15 protein-coding genes are annotated in these 18,598 nt (G+C 69.6%); all 15 read left to right on the top strand.

From position 1 onward, the window contains the following. The first annotated feature begins 75 nt into the window (after positions 1-75). Positions 76-2,133 (top strand): isochorismate synthase, encoded by a 2,058-nt coding sequence (locus RIB98_02890; GenBank protein ID MEQ8839900.1) that lies wholly within the window; start codon positions 76-78, stop codon positions 2,131-2,133. Next, positions 2,133-3,911, top strand: coding sequence for a 2-succinyl-5-enolpyruvyl-6-hydroxy-3-cyclohexene-1-carboxylic-acid synthase (menD, locus tag RIB98_02895; GenBank protein MEQ8839901.1), 1,779 nt, complete (start codon positions 2,133-2,135; stop codon positions 3,909-3,911). The genes RIB98_02890 and menD overlap by 1 nt, the downstream gene beginning before the upstream one ends. Continuing rightward, on the top strand, positions 3,911-5,812 hold the full coding sequence (gene menH, locus RIB98_02900; GenBank protein MEQ8839902.1) for a 2-succinyl-6-hydroxy-2,4-cyclohexadiene-1-carboxylate synthase: 1,902 nt from the start codon (positions 3,911-3,913) through the stop codon (positions 5,810-5,812). Before menD ends, menH begins: the two co-directional genes overlap by 1 nt. Positions 5,813-5,821: 9 nt before the next feature. Beyond that, positions 5,822-6,427 (top strand): histidine phosphatase family protein, encoded by a 606-nt coding sequence (locus RIB98_02905; GenBank protein MEQ8839903.1) that lies wholly within the window; start codon positions 5,822-5,824, stop codon positions 6,425-6,427. Between the two features lie 6 nt (positions 6,428-6,433). Further along, the gene (locus RIB98_02910) at positions 6,434-7,390 is read left to right on the top strand and encodes an alcohol dehydrogenase catalytic domain-containing protein (GenBank protein MEQ8839904.1); all 957 of its coding nucleotides are present in this window, start codon (positions 6,434-6,436) and stop codon (positions 7,388-7,390) included. Positions 7,391-7,429: 39 nt separating this feature from the next. Further along, positions 7,430-8,065: a histidine phosphatase family protein gene (locus tag RIB98_02915; protein MEQ8839905.1), complete on the top strand. Its 636-nt coding sequence runs from the start codon at positions 7,430-7,432 to the stop codon at positions 8,063-8,065. 19 nt (positions 8,066-8,084) lie between these two features. Continuing rightward, positions 8,085-8,681, top strand: coding sequence for a hypothetical protein (locus tag RIB98_02920; GenBank protein MEQ8839906.1), 597 nt, complete (start codon positions 8,085-8,087; stop codon positions 8,679-8,681). Positions 8,682-8,713: 32 nt separating this feature from the next. Beyond that, positions 8,714-9,523 (top strand): alpha/beta hydrolase, encoded by an 810-nt coding sequence (locus RIB98_02925; GenBank protein ID MEQ8839907.1) that lies wholly within the window; start codon positions 8,714-8,716, stop codon positions 9,521-9,523. After that, entirely contained in the window at positions 9,520-12,123 is a 2,604-nt protein-coding gene (locus RIB98_02930) for a SpoIIE family protein phosphatase (protein MEQ8839908.1), read from the top strand. The genes RIB98_02925 and RIB98_02930 overlap by 4 nt, the downstream gene beginning before the upstream one ends. A gap of 34 nt (positions 12,124-12,157) precedes the next feature. Then, positions 12,158-12,835, top strand: a complete 678-nt coding sequence (locus RIB98_02935) for a pentapeptide repeat-containing protein (GenBank protein ID MEQ8839909.1) — start codon at positions 12,158-12,160, stop codon at positions 12,833-12,835. 9 nt (positions 12,836-12,844) lie between these two features. Beyond that, a complete protein-coding gene (locus tag RIB98_02940) occupies positions 12,845-13,336 on the top strand; it encodes a VOC family protein (protein MEQ8839910.1) in 492 nt (163 codons plus the stop codon). Positions 13,337-13,379: 43 nt separating this feature from the next. Further along, on the top strand, positions 13,380-14,225 hold the full coding sequence (locus RIB98_02945; protein MEQ8839911.1) for an NTP transferase domain-containing protein: 846 nt from the start codon (positions 13,380-13,382) through the stop codon (positions 14,223-14,225). 83 nt (positions 14,226-14,308) lie between these two features. Next, positions 14,309-15,694, top strand: coding sequence for a VWA domain-containing protein (locus RIB98_02950; GenBank protein MEQ8839912.1), 1,386 nt, complete (start codon positions 14,309-14,311; stop codon positions 15,692-15,694). Between the two features lie 215 nt (positions 15,695-15,909). Then, the gene (locus RIB98_02955; GenBank protein ID MEQ8839913.1) at positions 15,910-17,331 is read left to right on the top strand and encodes an OB-fold domain-containing protein; all 1,422 of its coding nucleotides are present in this window, start codon (positions 15,910-15,912) and stop codon (positions 17,329-17,331) included. Further along, positions 17,331-18,524: an acetyl-CoA acetyltransferase gene (locus RIB98_02960; protein MEQ8839914.1), complete on the top strand. Its 1,194-nt coding sequence runs from the start codon at positions 17,331-17,333 to the stop codon at positions 18,522-18,524. Before RIB98_02955 ends, RIB98_02960 begins: the two co-directional genes overlap by 1 nt. The last annotated feature ends 74 nt before the right edge of the window (positions 18,525-18,598 follow it).

The raw sequence follows: 18,598 nt of genomic DNA on the forward strand, positions 1-18,598 counted from the left end.
AGAGCACTGACTCACGGAGTAAACACTCGCAAGATCCGACCGACGGGGGTAGCCTGCAGTCGAACAGGAGACAACGTGGTCGACGAACCCCAGCGATATCGCGTCGAGGATCTGGCCGAGGTCGTGGGCGTGGCGGTCGACACGGTGCGCTACTACCAGCGCCGCAAGCTGCTGGCACCACCGCAGAGGGAAGGCCGGGTCGCCTGGTACGACGACTCGCATCTCGCTCGGGTGATCGAGATCCGAGCCCTCGCCGATCGCGGTTTCACTCTCGCCCAGATCGGCGAACTCTCGACCGCCGATGCGGGCGGCCTGCTCGCCGACCTCGCCGCACAGCACGCCGCTGATCCCGATCTCGACCGGGTCGAGCTCGCCCGCCGTGCCGAGGTGCCCGAGTTCGTCGTCGACCTCGTGGTCGGCGCCGGCCTCCTCGTGCCCGTCAGCACGGGCGATGACGACAGTCCGCGTTTCCCGGCCGATGCCGTCGACATGCTGGTGGCCGCCCGCACGCTCGTCAGCGAGGGCGTGACAATCGAGGAGCTGACGGCGCTCGCCATGCGCCACGCCACCCATGTCGAAGACGTGATCGACGACGCCATCGAGGTGTTCAAGCGCCACAGTGATCGTCGCGGCGGCAACCGTGACGACCTGATCGGGCTCATGCACCGACTCGTGCCGGTGGCATCCGATCTCGTCGGTCGACACTTCGAGCGCACCCTGCGGGCCCGGGCTCTCGCCCGAATGGGCGACGACCCGGCCGATGCCGCCGCGCTGGGCGGCGGGCTCGTGGTGCTCGCTCGCCGACTCGATGTCCGCATCGACGCGGTGGCCGTGTTCGCCGCGTCCACCGAACACCACCGGGCGCTGTGGATCCGCCCCGAGCGAGGCCTGGCGTTCGTCGGACTCGGCGCGGTCGAGACGATCACCCCCGTCGGCGAGGGCCGGTTCTCGGCTGCCTCGGCGGCCCGGGCCGCGCTCGCCGCTCGCGTGCACCGCACCGGACCGGCCGACGCACCGGCGCCCATGCTCCTCGGGGGCTTCTCGTTCTCCTCGTCGGGGTGGACGGCAGCGTCGGTCGACGCCCCCCGCGGGCCAGACTGGACCGGCTACCCAGAGGCGAGTTGGATCCTCCCCGAGATCACGTTCATCGACCGCCCCGACGGGTCGTGGATCCTCGCGGCGACCCGGGTCGGCGGCGGCGTCGAGGAATCGGCGGCGATCGACGCCCTCGACGACAGGGTCGACGCCATAGCGGCCGAACTCCCGCCCGCGGTACCCGTCGACCTCGACATCCGCGACGGCGAGGTGAAGCTCGACGGGCCCACGGCCGAGCCCTATGCGGCGCTGGTCGGTGAGGCCGTGAAGTCGATCTCGTCGGGCGCGTTCGGCAAGGTCGTCGTGGCCCGCACCCACGAGGAGACCGACGTCGATTCGACCGCGGTGATCGCCCGGCTGAGGGCCCGCTATCCGAGCTGTGCGGTGTTCTCGTTCGCGGCCGGCGATCGCCAGTTCCTCGGGGCCAGTCCCGAACAGTTGGTAGCCCTCGACGGCCGCCAGGTGCACACCGCGGCGTTGGCCGGGACCACGGGCGTCGGGTGGGACGACAAGACCGACGCCGGCTTCGCGGCGGAGATGCTGGCCTCGGCCAAGATCCGGGCTGAGCACCAGTTCGTCGTCGACGACATCACCGACCGGCTCGCGGCTCTCGGCCTGGTCGGCGAGACCGCGGCAGAGCCCGAGGTCCTGCGCCTCGCCCGACTCCAACATCTGCGGACCTCCATCACGGCCCAGATCGAACGCCGAGCCGGGGGCGTCAGCGACATGGACGTGCTCCGGGTGGCCGGCGTGCTCCACCCGACCCCGGCGGTGGCGGGCACCCCGACGGCGGCTGCGGTCGACTGGCTCGAGTCCCGCGAAGCGTTCGACCGAGGTTGGTACGCCGCCCCCGTCGGCTGGTGCGATCTCGATGGCAACGGCGAACTGCGGGTGGCGTTGCGCTGCGCCCTGGTCGACGGCGACGGCACGGCCACGCTGTTCTCCGGCGCCGGCATCGTGGCCGACTCGGTCCCCGACGACGAACTGGCCGAGACCGGCGTCAAGCTCCGGGCCCTCCTCGACGTGATGGACCGCTGATGAACCCTGCCCCTGTTGACCCGGTCTACGACGTCATCGCCGCGTTCGCGGCGGGGTTGGTGGAGCACGGGGTGACCGACGTCGTCGTCAGCCCCGGCTCGCGTTCGACGCCGCTGTCGCTCACGCTCCACGCCCAACCCGCCCTGCGCACCTGGATCCAGATCGACGAGCGTTCGGCCGGCTTCTTCGCGGTGGGGCAGGCGAAGATGACCGGCCGCCCGTCGGTGCTCGTGTGCACCTCGGGCACGGCGGCCGCCAACTACCTCCCCGCTGTGGTCGAGGCGAATCGCGCCGGCGTGCCGCTGATCGTGTGCACCGCGGACCGGCCGCCCGAGTTGCGTGGTTGGGGGGCGGGTCAGACCATCGACCAGGTCGGCCTCTTCACCACCAACACCCGCTGGGCGGCCGACCTTCCGGTGGCCGGTGAGTGGTCGCCCGCGCCGGCGCGGCTCGTCGCCCATCGCGCCGTCGATGCCGCCACCGGCGCCCGGCCGGGCCCCGTGCATCTCAACTGGCCGCTGCGTGAGCCGCTCGAACCGATCGGTGGGGTGCCGGTGGTCGAGGCCGTCCCGGTGTCGACCGTGTCGGTTGCTGCCCCCGCTGCGGGACTCGAGATCGACAGCCGGTATGCGGCGGCGGCCAGGGTTGCGGTGGTCGTCGGGCCCGATGCCGCCACTTCGGTCGACGGGCAGCGCACGTTGGTGGACGCGATCAATCGCGTGGCGGCCCGACACGGCTGGGTCGTGATCGGCGAGCCGATCTCCGGCGTCCGTCGCAGCGCCGACCATGGTGCGGTGCGCGTCGCTCACGCCGATCAGCTGCTGAAGATCGACGAAATCGCGCAGGAACTGCGGCCGGATCTCGTGCTGCGGTTCGGCGGGAGCCCGACCACCAAGCCGGTGCGCCAATGGCTCGAACGCCACTCGGCGCCGCTGGTGCTCGTCGACGAAGGTCGCCGCTGGAACGACGCGTCGTTCACCCTGGCGACGCATCTCGGCGCCGACCCGCTCGCCGCGCTGGCGGCCCTCGACGAGGCGCTGTCGGCGTCGGCCGACCCGGCGTGGGCGGCGCGCTGGTCGGCCCTCGACACTGCGGCGGCGGGCGCCGTGACAGCGGTCGTCGAGGGCGGCGCTCTGCTCAGCGCGGCCGTCACCCGAACGCTCGCCGACACCTTGCCCGCCGGCACCCTCGTGATGACCTCGAACTCCATGCCGGTGCGCGACCTCGACGCGTTCGTCCCACTCACCGGCCCGGCCATCGACTTCGTGGGCAACCGGGGGGCCAGCGGCATCGACGGGATCACCTCGACCGCGCTCGGGCTGGCCAGCGCGGGCGACGCGCCGGTGGTGCTCTACACCGGCGACCTCGCCCTGCTCCACGACCTCGGTGCGCTCTTCGGCGCGAGGCGGGTCGGCGTGCACCTCACGGTCGTGTGCGTCGACAACGACGGCGGCGGCATCTTCTCGCTGCTCCCCATCGCCGGACGACCGGGGAGTCCTGCTGCCGAGGGCCCTGGTTTCGGCGGCAATGGTTTCGGCGCCGATGATTTCGAGACACTGTTCCGCACCCGCCACGGCCTCGACCTGGCTGCCTTCTCGGGCATCGGCGGGGTCACGGTCACCCGCACGTCCACCGCGGCCGAGCTGCGGACGGCGCTCGTCGTGGCCACGAGGTCGACCGAGCCGGGCGTCGACGTGGTGCTGGTCGAGGTCGACCGTGACGCCGACGTCGCGCAGCGGCGCGAGATCGGTGCCGCCGTACGCGCCGCCGTGCGCTGATGGCCGGGTCTCGCCGGCTCGCACTGGCCGACGGCGTCGAGCTGCGCGTGGAGCTCCACGGTGGAGGGGCACCGGTCGTGCTGCTCCACGGGTTCACCGGCGACGCCTCGACGATGGACGTGCTCGCGTCCCGGCTGGCGATCGACCGTCGCGTGATCGTCCCCGACCTGATCGGCCACGGTGGATCGACGGGGCCCCGGGGTGCCCACGGGGTCGACGAGATGGCCGGCCAGATCGTCGAGATGATGGCGGCGCTCGGGGAGCCTGCGCCGTTCGACCTGCTCGGCTACTCGATGGGTGGACGCGTCGCGCTCACCCTGGCGTGTCGGCACCCCGGCCAGGTCGCATCGCTCACCTTGATCGGTGCGTCGGCCGGGCTTGCGACCGAGGACGAGCGGGCCACTCGTCGCGAGGCCGACGAGAAGCTGGCCGCGACTCTGCAGCAGGACGGTCTCGACTCCTTCGTCGACGCGTGGATGGCCAACCCGCTCTTCGCCACCCAGACGAGGCTGGGGACCGACTTCCTCGCCGGGGCTCGGGCCCAACGGCTCCGCAACTCGAGCGCCGGCCTGGCCCGCAGCCTGCGGGCCGCGGGGACCGGCACGATGCGGCCGCTGCACGACCTACTGGCTCGCTGCCATGTGCCGACCGCGCTCGTGGTCGGCGCCGACGACGAGAAGTTCCGGGTCATCGCCGCCGACCTCGGGACCCGGCTGCCGGCAGCGACGGTGGCGGTCATCGACGACGCCGGTCATGCTGCCCATCTCGAACAACCCGACACCGTGGTCGAGGCCGTGCGGGAGGTCGTTGCCCGGGCCACGGTGCAGGTCATCCCGCTGTCGTTGCCGATGCGCGGCGCGCACGCCACCGGTCGGGGGACGGTCACCCGGCGCGACAGCATGCTGGTGCGTCTGCGAGCCGACAGCCTGACGGGGTGGGGAGAGGCATCGCCGCTGACCGGCTGGTCACCCGACGAGACGACGACGGTCGGCCAGCACCGGCCTGGCGTCCTCGACCTCGACGACACCCCCACGGCGTGGAACGCCACGACGAGGTGGCGCGACGCGCTCGAGGATGCACCGGCCGCGCGTGCGGCCGTTGTCGGTGCGGCACTCGATCTCGACGCCCGGCGGGCCGGTCGTCCGCTCCATCGCCATCTGGCGGCCTGGCACCCGCGGCTCGACGAGACAGCGGTGATCGACCGGCTGGCCGTCAACGCGCTCGTTTCCGACCCCGACCCCGCGGACGTGGCCGCAAGCGTGCGTCGCCATGTGGACGCCGGCTTCCGGACGATCAAGCTGAAGGTCGGGGCACTCGATCCGCAGGTCGACCGGGCTCGGGTGGCGGCAGCCCGTCGCGCGGGTGGTGAGGTCGCACTCCGCCTCGACGCCAACGGCGCGTGGGATCACGACACCGCCGTGGGCTTCCTTCGTGACGCCTCGACCCACGGGATCGAGCTGTGCGAGGAACCCGTGCGGGGGATCGAGGAGATCGTCGCGGTCGGCGAACAGAGCCCTGTCCCCGTGGCGGTCGACGAGTCGGTGCGCGACCTCGGCGATCTCGATGCGCTGATCTCGCGGGCGGCAGCGATCGCCGCACTGGTCGTGAAGCCGCAGGCGCTCGGCGGAGCCGATCGGGCGATCGACATGATCGTGGCCGCCCGCGCCGCGGGACTCGACGTGATCGTCACGTCGATGATCGACAGCGCCGTCGGCCTCGCCCACGCAGCCCACGTCGCCGCCGCCTGCGGGCTCGGTGCTGCCCACGGGTTGGGCACGGCATCGATGCTGGGCGCTGATGTCGCGACCGGTCTCCCGGTCGACGGCGGTCATCTCGCGCTCGGCGATCAACCCGGTCTCGGCATCGGTCTGGTTTCGCCGGTGATGGTCGACCCGTCGTAGCCTCACCGAGTGGATCTCTTCATCATCCGTCATGGCCGCCCCGACCGACACGTGGTCACCGACGGGAGCGGCGCCAACCCAGGGCTGTCCGAAACCGGCCTGCTCCAGGCGCAGCGAGTGGCTGAGTTCCTTGAGACCGAACGCATCGACCACATCGTCTCGTCATCGATGCGCCGGGCCGTCGAGACCGCCGTCCCCCTCGCCGACACGCTCGGCTACGAGATCGAACAGCTCGACGACATCAAGGAATCCGACCACTTGAGCGGGGTCTACATCCCGGCCGAGGAGATGTCGCCCGATGATCCCGACGCCGCCCACTTCTTCGAGGGCAACATCCACGACCACGTCTTCAGCGATGGCCTCGAGGCCTTCACCGAGCGGATCAGCCGTGGGTTCCAGCACATCATCGACACGAACAAGTCGAAGCGGGTGGCCGTGTTCTGTCACGGGATGTCGACGTCGGTGTTCCTGCGCACGATCCTCAATTTCGACGACCCGCTGTCGCTCACGCCCGACTACTGCGGCATCAGCCGGGTGCGGGCCGCGTCCAACGGCATCCGCACCGTGCGGTCGATCAACGAGACGCACCACGTCCGAGACCTGATCGAGTGGTGATCTGAGATGAAGTCGATACGGGTGATCGACGGCGTGCCGACCGTCGAGGAGGGTGAGTTCTCCCTTCGTGAGGGCGACGTGCGGGTGAAGGTGGCCGCCGTCGGAATCTGCGGCTCCGATCTGCATCTCCTCGCGGCCGGCTGGGCCGAAGGTCGGGTGCTCGGTCACGAGATCTCCGGCCACCTCGACGATGGGCGAGCGGTGGCGCTCGAACCGTTCCGATCCTGCGGCCACTGCCGGCCCTGCGCCGACGGCGACCGCCACTCCTGCGCCGAAGGGGCAGAGGTGATGGGCATCATGGCCGACGGCGGGATGACCCAGTTCATGAGCGTGCCGACGCAGGCGCTCGTGCCGCTGGCGGCCGGGGTCGACATCGGCCACGCGTCGCTGGTCGAGAACCTGGCGGTGGCCGTGCACGGGGTCAATCGGGCCCGGCTGGAGAGCCGCGACCGGGTGGCCGTCGTCGGGGCGGGTCCGATCGGTCTCTCCCTCGCCGCGGCGTTGCGCCGCTCGGGGTTCCCAGTCTCGATTGCGGCGCGTCACGAACACCAGCGTGTGGCCGCCGAACGCATCGGCGCCACCGTGATCGACGACCACACCACGTTTGCCGACGGGTTCGATGTCGTCTTCGACGCCGTTGGCAACACGGCCTCGATCCAGGAGAGCGTCCGGCGCGTCCGCCGCGCCGGACGGATCTGCATGGTCGGGTCGTTCTGGGATCCGGTGGCGATCGACATCGGCCTACTGATGCAGGAGGCCGAGCTCATCCCCGCGATGATGTACGGCCGCACGCCCACCGGTCGCGAGATCGACGGCGCTGCCGCACTCCTCGCCGAGATGCCCGACCTGGGTGACACGATGATCACCCATCGGTTCCCGATCGACGCAGCGGCCGAGGCCTTCGCCGTCGCCGACGACCGCGCATCCGGTGCGATCAAGGTCGTGTTCGAGCCCCACCGCTAGCCGGGAGCGAGCTGTCGATCCCCTTCTAGGGTGAGAGTCATGCGACTCATCCTGGTTCGACACGGCAATGCCCACGCGGGTCTCCATGGTGTGATCGCCGGCCCGAAGCACTGTCGCGGTCTCACCGACCTCGGCCGTGTCCAAGCGGCTCGGCTCGCCGATCACCTGGCCGCTCGCGACGGTGCCGGTGTCGACCGGCTCGTCGCCAGCGAGATTCCCCGCGCGGTGGAGACGGCCGAGATCCTCGCCCCTGCGCTCGGTATGGCGTCACCGGTACCGAGAGACTGCGACCTCTGCGAGGTCCACACCGGCGAGGCCGACGGACTCGAGTGGACCGAGCACGGTCGTATCCACGGGTCGTTCGACATGGCGGCCGAACCGGATCGACTGTTCGCCCCTGGTGGTGACAGCTGGACGAGCTTTCACGAGCGGGTCCGTGGGGTGATGGACCGCTTGGCCACCGACCACCCCGATTCGACCGTCATGGCGGTGTGCCACGCCGGGGTGATCGCCGCCTCTCTGAGCGTCATGCTCGCAGTGCAGCAGTCGCCGCTGGCTCGTGTTCTCCCGACCAACACCGGACTGACCGAATGGGAGCACGATCCCGCCGGCGGTCACTGGACGTTGCGCAGCTACAACACGACCACCCACCTGAACGGCGCCGACCCGGTTTAACCGGACCAGGCCGAGGATCGTGCATGATCCTCTGGTCGACGGGGTACAGCCGGGCATGGACGACGACGACTTCACGATCGAATCCGCACGAGAGGCTGCTGCCCGCGACGAGCTCGAACAGTGGGTGACCGCGTTCCTGCGCAGCCCCGGCAGTGACAACGCCGAGTTGGCTGACATCCTCTCGGGGGAGATGCAGTGCTGGACAGGGCCGGTGGAACTGCCGTTCGACGACCTCAATCGGCTCGCCGGGCCACCCGACCAACCGACGCTGGGGCGCCTCGACGAGGACGGCGTCGAGAAGGCCGAAGGGATGCAGGACAGCATCGAGGACGGCTGGTCGCCGGCGCCGTTGGTGGTGTCGATACGCGACGGACAGATGGTCGTCGAGGACGGAAACCACCGGATCGAGGGTCTGCGCCGGGCCGGCAACACGGCGTACTGGGCCGTGGTCGGGTTCGCCGACTCCGACGAGCGTGACCGTTTCGCCGCTCGATCAGAGGAGCGAACAATGTCCGAGAACACTCCCGACACGAAGGGTCCGGACGGTACCGAGTACGACGAGAAGGCAACGGAGGATGCCCACCGACGAATGACCGGCGGGTCGCAGGACACCTGACCGGATTCGCACCGGGGAGTATCGTTCCCCCGATGTCCGTCGTCACCAACAACGTGCAGTGCCTCGGCCCAGCCGACGCGATGCCGGTCCTCTTCGCACACGGATTCGGCTGCGGCCAGGAGATGTGGCGCGACGTCGTTCCGACGTTCGTCGACGACCATCGAGTGGTGCTCTTCGACCATGTCGGCTGTGGTGGCAGCGACCCGGGGGCGTTCGATCCTCAACGGCACCGATCGCTCGACGGTTATGCGGCCGATGTGGTCGACATCATCGACGAGTTGGCGTTGACCGGACTCGTCTTCGTGGGCCACTCCGTGAGCGGAATGATCGGTGTCCTCGCTGCGGCCCGACGGCCGGAGGAATTTGCCGCGCTGGTGCTGGTGAGTCCATCGCCGCGCTACATCGACGACGGCGACTACCGCGGCGGGTTCAGCGAATCCGACATCGAGGAGCTCCTCCAGTCACTCGACAACAACTATCTGGGCTGGGCACGGTCGATGGCCCCGACGATCATGGCCAACCCCGAGCGCCCCGAACTCGGCGAGGAGCTCGCTGACAGCTTCTGTCGCGTCGACCCCGGTATCGCCAAGGCGTTCGCACATGCGACATTTCGCGGCGACAATCGAGATGATCTCGCTGGTGTCCACGTGCCCACCCTGATCCTGCAATCCGCCCGGGACGCGATCGCTGCACCACATGTCGGCGAGTACGTCCACCAGCGCATCCCCGACAGCGAACTCGTCGTTCTCGACGTCAGCGGTCACTGTCCCAACCTGTCCGCTCCGCAGGTGACCTCGGCCGCAATCCGACGGTTCGTCGACGACCTCTCCGTACGCGCTTGACCGAGTCGTCCGACCGCATGGTCGCAGGTTCGCTCGGTTATCTCACCGCCGGGGTCGATGATCTGATCGACGATGTCAACACGACCTGCCTCGATTGGCTCGGCCTGTCGAGAGTCGAGGTCGTCGGACGGCGATCGATCCAGGATCTCCTGGCCCCGGGCGACCGGATCTACTACGACACCCACATCCGCCCGCTGCTGGAGATCACAGGTGAGGTGAAGGAGATCGCCGTCGAGCTGGTGGACGCCGATGGTGGCCGTCGTCCGGTGTTGATCAACGTCGCAGTACACGCCGATGCGACGGGAGGGCGGACTCGCACCGTCGTGGTGCTGATCGAGGCGACCGAGCGACGCCGCTATGAGCAGGAGCTCCTCCGCCAGCGCCAGGTGGCCGAGCGCGCTGCTGTCCGGGTCGGCGCGCTCTACGAAGTGGCATCCGGTCTCGCCGGCATCCTCACCGAGGCCGATGTGGCGCGGGTGGTGTCGGAACGCAGCGCCGCGAGTTTCGACGGGGCCGAGTGTTCGGTCTGGCTCTTCGATTCCGACCTGGGGGCGGTCACCCGTGCGGGCTCGGATGAAACGGCGACCACGGTCGAAATCGCCGATGTCGTTGAACGCGCGCCGGCGCTCGCGCAGCTCGCCAACGGCGAGGTGTTGGTGGTGGAGGACAGCCACGCGTCGATCGGCGAGTACCCGCTGATCGAACAGTGGATGCGCTCGGCCGGGCGCCGGTCCTTGGCGATCGCGCCGCTGCACGCCGACGGCCGTCTGATCGGCCTCCTCGGCTACGGGTTCGACGTGGTGCACGAGTTCGACGAACAGGATCGACAGGTCGCGCTCACCCTGGCGACCCAGACGAACCACGCCCTCGAACGGGCGCGGGGGTTCGGGGCCGAGGTGCAGAGCCGTGAGCGTCTCGAAGGTCTCCTGCGGTTCTCCACCCGCCTCTCCGGAGCGATGTCGGTCGACGAGGTACTCGACACGATCGACGAAGAGGGAGGCCGGCTCCTGCGAACGCGCCGGATCCGGGTCGTGCTACTCGACGAGGAACACCGCACGGTCCGGTACTTCGGTGGGGGACAACCGAGCCAGGACGTCGCGCTGGCGACGCAGTCGGTTGGCTGCGAGGTCGTGCGGACCGGCGAGGTCGTCTTCTGCACGAACGGAAGAGAGTTGCGGCGCCGCTTCCCCGAGAGTCCGCTACTCGCCGAAGGTCACGCTGGACGGGTCATCGGCGTTCCGCTGGCCCGCGATGGCGAGGTTTCTGGCGCGGTGGTGGTCGCGTTCTCGTCGCCGGGCGCCATCATCGACGCCGACCGGACGCTGGTTCGAGTATTCGCCGAGCAGGCTGATCAGGCCGTTCGGCGCGCCGTGCTCCACGACAACGAGGTGTCGGCTCGTCGCCGGGCCGATCAACTGCTCGCCCTGTCGTCGGCGGTGAACGCAGCGGTCACGACACGCGAGGTCGCCGGCGCCATCACCAGCCGCGGGATGCGAGCATTCGATGCCGCGTGGCTCGCGGTCTATGTCGCCGAAGGCGATGACAACGAACGCGACCGTTTCGAGCTGTTCGCCCACGGCGACGCAGGGGACGCGACGCCGGACTTTCCGGTGGAGATCTCCGCACACGAGGGGGTCGTGGCCGATCTCGCCGGCCGGCGCACCCCTCGCTACGCCTACGGCCGGCCGACCCCCGACCTCGATTGCGGTGCATTTCTGGAACTCCCCTGGAGTGCGCTTGGGTTCCTCCCGCTGACGATGTCGGACCGACTGGTCGGGTTGGTCGCCATCGGGTTCGAGGACACCACCGACCTGACCCCGGCCGCGCAGGTGGCGCTCGCCGGTCTGACCGCGGAGGCGAGCGCCGCGCTGGGCCGCGCGCGACGCTACGAGCTGCAACACGAGGTCGCCGTGACCCTCCAGGCCAGTCTCCTGGCGGGTGAGCTGCCGACGACACCGGGCTGGAGGATCTCGGTCGTTTATCGTCCCGGCAGCGAACACCTCATGGTGGGTGGCGACCTCTTCGACGTGACGGTCGCGGGTGACGGACGCACCGTGGTGATCGTTGGCGACGTCGTCGGTCACGGTCTCGATGCCGCCGCATCCATGGGTCAGCTCCGGAGCGCGGCTCGCGCGCTGGCGCTGGTGAGCGATGGCCCGCTCGAGGTTCTGCAGGGTCTCGACAAGTTCGCTCGGATCACGCCGGGCGTTCGCTGCTCGTCGCTCGTGTGTCTGTCGCTCACCCCCGACGGCGCAGGCACCCACGCCTCGGCCGGCCACCCCTACCCCGTGCTCTGCCACCCCGATGGTCGGAGTGAACTGCTGCTCGGGGGTCGTTCGGCGCTGCTGGGTGTGGGCCGCAACCCGGATTCCGAGGCAACATTCGAGGTTGAGCCCGGCGGACGTGTCGTCGTCTACACCGACGGTCTCGTCGAGCGGCCCGGTGAGCATCCCGACGACGGCTTCGCGCGGCTCCGTGGCCACTTGGAAGCGGAGTTCGGGCCGGGACAGAGCTGCGATGCGAGCGCCATCGCCCGGACGGTACTTGGCCGCACTCAACCGCGCGACGATGCCGTGGTGGTCTGCGTCGCCCGAATCTGACCGGGGGCCGAGCATCGCCTCTACGCTGCCGGCGATGCCATGGATCGAGGTCGATGAACCGTATGCCGAGCCGCCGCGCGCGGTCGGTCCACTGAGCGAACCCGGCGACGACGGCACGGTCGATCTGGACGAGCGTTGGGGCTCGATCCTCTCCGCCGAGTTGCGCGGCGGCATCGACATCAGCACGTGCGAGCAACTCGAGGTCCGCGGCTCGGTCTTCCGCGGCGTGAGCTTTCGGGCGCAGCCAGGAGTCGAACTCGATGTGACGGCGTCGCGTTTCGTCGAATGCGACCTCACCGCCCTGCGCTTCGCGAAGCTGACCAACACCGTGTTCGAGGGCTGCAAGCTCTCGGGCATCGATGTCAGCGGCGGACTCGCGCGTGACGTGGTGTTCGACCGTTCGCTGATGCAACTGAGCGTGCTTCGCATGGCCGAGCTCGAGCGCGTCGAGTTCCGCGACACCACGCTCGACGATGTCGATTGCTACGAGGCCGATCTTGCCCATGTCGCGGTGCCCGGTTCCGCGCTGCGCAGCGTCGAGCTCGACAAGGCACGGTTCCGTGCCGTCGATCTGCGAGGGGCGACCGAGCTCGACATCCGGTCGTGCCGCCACCTCGAGGGCTGCCTGCTGTCGCCGCCGCAGCTGGTGCCACTGGTGCATCTCTTCGCCGAGGCCGCCGGTGTCTCTGTGGCGAAGGAGCCCGAGCAATAGCCTGAGCGCATGAGCGACACCACGGCCGACCGCACCGACGAGTGGGCAAGGCTTCGCGCCGAACACCTCCGGGCGAAATCCGAGCGACCACCGTCGACCGCCCGGGGTGTGCACCACGTCGCCCTTCTCTGCACAGACGTCGAGCGGACGATCGCGTTCTACCAGGACATCCTCGGCTTCCCGCTGACCGAGCTGTTCGAGAACCGTGACTACGAGGGCTCGACCCACTTCTTCTTCGACATCGGCAACGGCAACGCGCTGGCGTTCTTCGACTTCCCGAAGCTGGGGCTCGTCGACTACGCCGAGGTGCTCGGCGGGCTGCACCATCTGGCGATCTCGGTGGCCCCGGACAACTGGGTCGAACAGAAGGCCGCGCTCGAGGCTGCCGGCGTCGAGATCCACATCGTGGAGTCGTCGATGTACTTCCGCGACCCCGACGGGGCGAGGATCGAGCTGATCAACGATCCGCTCGGGGAGATGTACGGCGATCCCGTGATGTAGCCGATCCCCTGATGTAGCTGACCCTCCTTCTACCCTTGGCGCCGTGTCTGATTCCGCTCCTCTCTCGTTGGTCGTGATGGCGGCCGGCCTCGGCTCGAGGTTCGGGGGCACCAAGCAGCTCGCCGAAGTCGGCCCCGACGGCGAAGCGTTCCTCGACTTCTCCATCATCGATGCCGTCGCGGCCGGCGTCACCAAGATCGTGTTGATCGTGCGCTCCGACATCGAGGACGACGTCCGCCGCCACGTCGCCCGACGCCACGGCCATCTCGACGTCGCCTTCGTCCGCCAGGACGAGCACGGTCCCGCTCGGGCCAAGCCGTGGGGGACCGGCCATGCGGTACTCACCGCCGCCCCCGAGGTGCCGGGGCCGTTCATCGTGTGCAACGCCGACGACTACTACGGCCGGTCCACCTATGGGGCCGTCGCGCCGTTGGCTGCCGCGCTGCCCGACGACCGGGCGCTGCTGGCCGGGTTCAGGATGGCCCACACGCTGCCGGCTCGCGGCGAGGTCAGCCGGGGAGTGTGCGAGGTCGACGACGATCGGTTGACGTCGTTGGTCGAGACCCACGGCATCGGACGGCGCTCCGACGGTTCGATCACCGCCACCGACCCGGCGGGTGTGCTGGCTGAGGACACCGTCTCGTCGATGAACTTCTGGGGGTTTCCGCCGCGGCTCTTCGCCGACCTCGAGCGGGGATTCGATGCGTTCCTCGCCGCGCACGGTCACGAGGAGAAAGCCGAGTTCCTGCTCCCGACCGTGGTCCACGACCTCATGGCCGCGGGGGAGCTGACCGTGGGCGTCGTGCCCACCGCCGAGTCCTGGGTGGGCGTCACCAATCCCGACGATCTGGCCATCGCCCGGGCCCGGATCGCCGAGCTTCGGGCATGACTCGCCCCGAAGTCGGGAACCAGGCGGGCCCGAGGATCGTCGGAAGAAGCATGTCCCCTTCACGTTCCCTTCGGATCTGCTCATTGGTCCTCACCGCAGTGCTGCTCGCCACTGCCTGCGGCGAGGCGGGCGACACCGACACCGCATCGAGTGACCCGACCGTCGCCACCTCAGTGGTGCCGAGTGGCGATCGTGGTTGGCTCGAGGGCGACGACCTCGAATGGTTCGACTCCTCCGGTGGCCTGGATGAGAGCGGCGACGACATGGCGATGGACATGGACATGGCCACCGAGGCATCCGACGGCGACAGCGAGTTCCGCGAGATCGGGCCGATCGATCCTCGGCCCGACGACTCGCCGCTACAGGCCGGTTCGATCGACGATGGCGATGACGTGGCCGCCTACCTCGAGTACCGGGCCGGCGTGCTCGACTCGGGTCTCCGCGTGCGGCCCCTCGACGTGACCGACTCGACGGTCTTCACGGTGACGGGCAGCAACGGCCTGCCCGTGCTCGACGCGGCCGTCGAGTTCTGGGACCCGGCGGCCGACCGGGCGACCGGTACCCCCTTGGTCACGCTGCGCACCACCGCCGACGGCTCGGTGCGCTTCGCCCCTGCCGCGATGGCGGCCGACGCCGCCGAACTCGCCGTCGTCGTCCGAGTCGGCGATGTCGCCACGGATGTCGCCTACGAGCGGGGAGTGACCTCGGTCGATGTCTCGGTCGAGGCGCCCGGCGGTGTCGACGGTTCGGTCCCGCTCGACGTGCACTTCGTGATCGACGCCACCGGCTCGATGGGCGACGAGATCTCCCGGCTGCGCGACAACATGACGTCGATCGCCAACCAGATCGCCGCACTGCCGAGTGCGCCCGACGTGCGTTTCGGCATGACCGTCTATCGCGATGTCGGCGATCTGTTCGTCACCCGCACGTTCGACCTCACCGACGATCTCTCCTCGTTCCTCGATGCGCTGGCCGATGTCCAGGCCGAGGGCGGCGGCGACTATCCCGAAGCGCTCGACGAGGCCCTCGCCGACGCCCTCGAGAAGCCCGAGTGGCGTCGGGACGGTGCCGTCGAGCTGATGTTCGTCATCGCCGATGCGCCGAACCAGGTCGAGCGCGACGTGCAGACGCCCGCCACCGCCACGGCCGTCGCGGCTGCCGAAGCGGGCGTCAAGATCTTCCCGGTGGCCGCCAGTGGCACCGACGACCAGGCCGAGTACGTGATGCGAGAGCTGGCCTTCGTGACCGGTGGGCGCTTCGTCTTCCTGTCCTACGGCGTGGCCGGCGCCGGCACCGCTACGGGGCCCAGCTCCGACATCAGCGCCGACGACTACGACGAACTGCCGCTCGATGCGCTGGTCGTCCGGCTGGTCCAGGACGAGCTCGAGGCCCTCACCGGCGACGAGCAGCTCCCGCCGGAGACCACGACCACGAGCCTGCCGGTCACCACGACGACCTTCGAGCAGTAGGGACAGAACGGTTTCGCCGTCTGTCTCCAGATCGACCGGCTCTTTCGCTGACAACGAATGGTGACAACTGTCCCAGGATTGCGCTTCCGCCGCGTGGTCGGTTTCCTCGCCGACGCGCAGGACCTCCCGACGATCCTCGGCGATACCGGGCGGCCTTCGGCGCGAACGAGCCCAGCCGATAACGTCTGACGGTCCGTCAGATTTTCAGGAGATTCATGCGCGGCATCATCGCCAGCGGGGGTTACATCCCCCATCGTCGTCTCGACCGCAGTGAGATCAGTGCCTTCTTCGGCAAGGGTGGCGGCAAGGGCACTCGCTCCGTCGCCGGGTTCGACGAGGACACCACCACGATGGGCGCCGAGGCCGCCCGCAACGCGTTGCGTGACGCCGGCGACGTCACCGTCGACTCGGTCTGGTTCTCCACCTCCACGCCCGCCTATCTCGAGAAGACCAACGCCGCGGCCATCCATGCCGCGCTGCGGCTCGAGCCGTCGGTATCGGCCCTCGACCTCGGGGGTGCCCTCCGCTCGGGCATCGGTGCGCTGCGCACGGCGCTCCAGGGCGGCGGCACGTCGCTGGTCATCAGCGCCGACATCCGCGACGGCATGGCCACCTCGGCCGACGAGGCGAGCGGTGGCGACGGCGCGGCTGCGCTGATCGTGGGCGACGAGTCCGCCGGTCCGGTCATTGCCGAATACGTGGGTGCGGGCATTGCCACCGACGAGTTCCTCGAGCGCTGGCGGGTGCCCGGGGCCGAACGGTCGCGGGTGTGGGAGGAGCGGTTCGGCGAGGTCACCTACGCCCCGCTGATGAAGCAGGCGTTCGACGCCGCGCTCGCCGACGCCGGTGTCGACGCCGGCGACATCGACCACCTCGCGGTGGCCGGCATGCACGCCCGGGCGATCAAGCGGGGCGGCAAGGCGTTCGGCGCGGCCACCGAGAAGATGGTCGACGATCTGTCTTCGTCGGTCGGCAACACCGGCACCGCCCACCCCGCGCTGCTCCTCACCGCCACGCTCGAGCAGGCGGAGCCCGGTCAGCTGATCGCCGTGGTGATGCTGGCCGACGGGGTCGAGGTCGTCATCCTGCGCACCACCGACGCCATCGCCGACTATCGCTCGACCGCTCCCGTTGCGGCGCAGGCCGCGGCCGGTGCGCCGGTGAGCTACGGCAAATTCCTCTCGTGGCGGGGCATGGTGGCGGTCGAGCCGCCCAACCGTCCCGCCCCCAACCGGCCGTCGGCCAGCGCCGCCCATCGGCGTGAGGACTGGAAGTTCGGCTTCGTCGGCACCCGCGATCGCAGCAGCGGCATGATCCACCTCCCTCCGGCCCGGGTCTCGCAGAAGGGTGGCGCGGTCGACGACATGGAGCCGGTCGCCATGGCCGACACGCAGGGCACCATCGCCGCGTTCACGATCGACAAGCTCGTCTACTCGCCGAGCCCGCCGGTGGTCTTCGCCGTCGTCGACTTCGACGGCGGCGGGCGAGCCCCGCTCGAGATGACCGACGTCGACCCCGACGAGGTCGAGGTCGGCGGTCGCGTCGAACCCACGTTCCGTCGTCTCTTCACCAGCGACGAGATCCACAACTATTTCTGGAAAGTCCGGCCGGTCAGGGCCGGAGAAAGCGAAGTCTGATGGGTTCACACGGCATCAAGGACCAGGTCGCCATCATCGGCATGGGCTGCACGCCCTTCCTCGAGCACTGGGACAAGTCGCTCGACGACCTCATCATCGACGCGGCCCAGTCCACCTACGCGTCGGCCGGCATCGCCCAGGAAGACATCGACGCGTTCTGGTTCGGCACTTCCCAGTCGGCCGCCTCTGGGCTCGCCATGGCCGGGCCCCTGAAGATCCAGGGCAAGCCGGTCACCCGCGTCGAGAACTATTGCGCCACTGGCTCCGAGGCGATGCGCAACGCGGCCTACGCAGTGGCATCGGGCGCCTACGACGTGGTGATGGCGCTCGGCGCCGAGAAGGTGAAGGACGGCGGCTACCAAGGGCTCAACGCGTTCCCCATCCCCACCGACGGGACGCAGCGCACCCTCACCGCGGCGGCCATGTTCAGCCTGATCCTGCCGTCGTACTCCGAGAAGTACGGGGTCGATCCGGAGCGGCTGCGCTACACAGTGGCGAAGATCGCCGAGAAGAACCACTACAACGGGGCCCGCAATCCGCTGGCCCAGTTCCGGCGCGAGACCTCCGCCGAGCAGATCTGCCAGATGGCTGCGGTGGCCGGCGAACTCTCGGTGTTCGACTGCGCCGGGGTGGCCGACGGCGCCGCCGCGGTGATCATGTGCCGGGCCGAGGATGCCCACAAGTACTGCCCGAACCCGCTCTACATCAAAGCGCTGTCGTTCGTCGCCGGCACCGGCGCGGGCTCGCTCGATCCCGACTACGACTACACGACGCTTCACGAGAGCAAGTGGGCCGCGGATGACGCCTACTCCCAGGCCGGCGTGACCGACCCGAAATCCCAGATCGCCATGGCCGAGGTGCACGACTGCTTCACCCCGACCGAACTCGTCCTCATGGAGGACCTCGGGTTCTCCGATCCCGGCGGTGCGTGGCAAGACGTGCTCGACGGCGCCTTCCAGCTCGACGGACGGCTGCCGGTCAACACCGACGGCGGTCTCAAGTCGTTCGGCCACCCGGTCGGGGCGTCCGGCCTGCGCATGCTCTACGAGGTCTGGCTCCAGATGCGGGGCGAAGCCCCCGAGGATCGGCGCATCCCCGAGACCGACCGCAAGCTCGCACTCACCCACAATCTCGGCGGCTACCCCGGCGAGATGGTGAGCTTCGTCGGCATCTACGGCCCCGAACCGGGCTGAGGCCTGCGGGCCGGGACGTTGGTCCCGTGGACACCTCCGAGACGCCCGGTAGAAACTGAGGACCGACTCCCGGA

Source organism: Acidimicrobiales bacterium, from assembly GCA_040219515.1.
In the GTDB taxonomy this organism is placed as follows: Bacteria; Actinomycetota; Acidimicrobiia; order Acidimicrobiales; family Aldehydirespiratoraceae; genus JAJRXC01.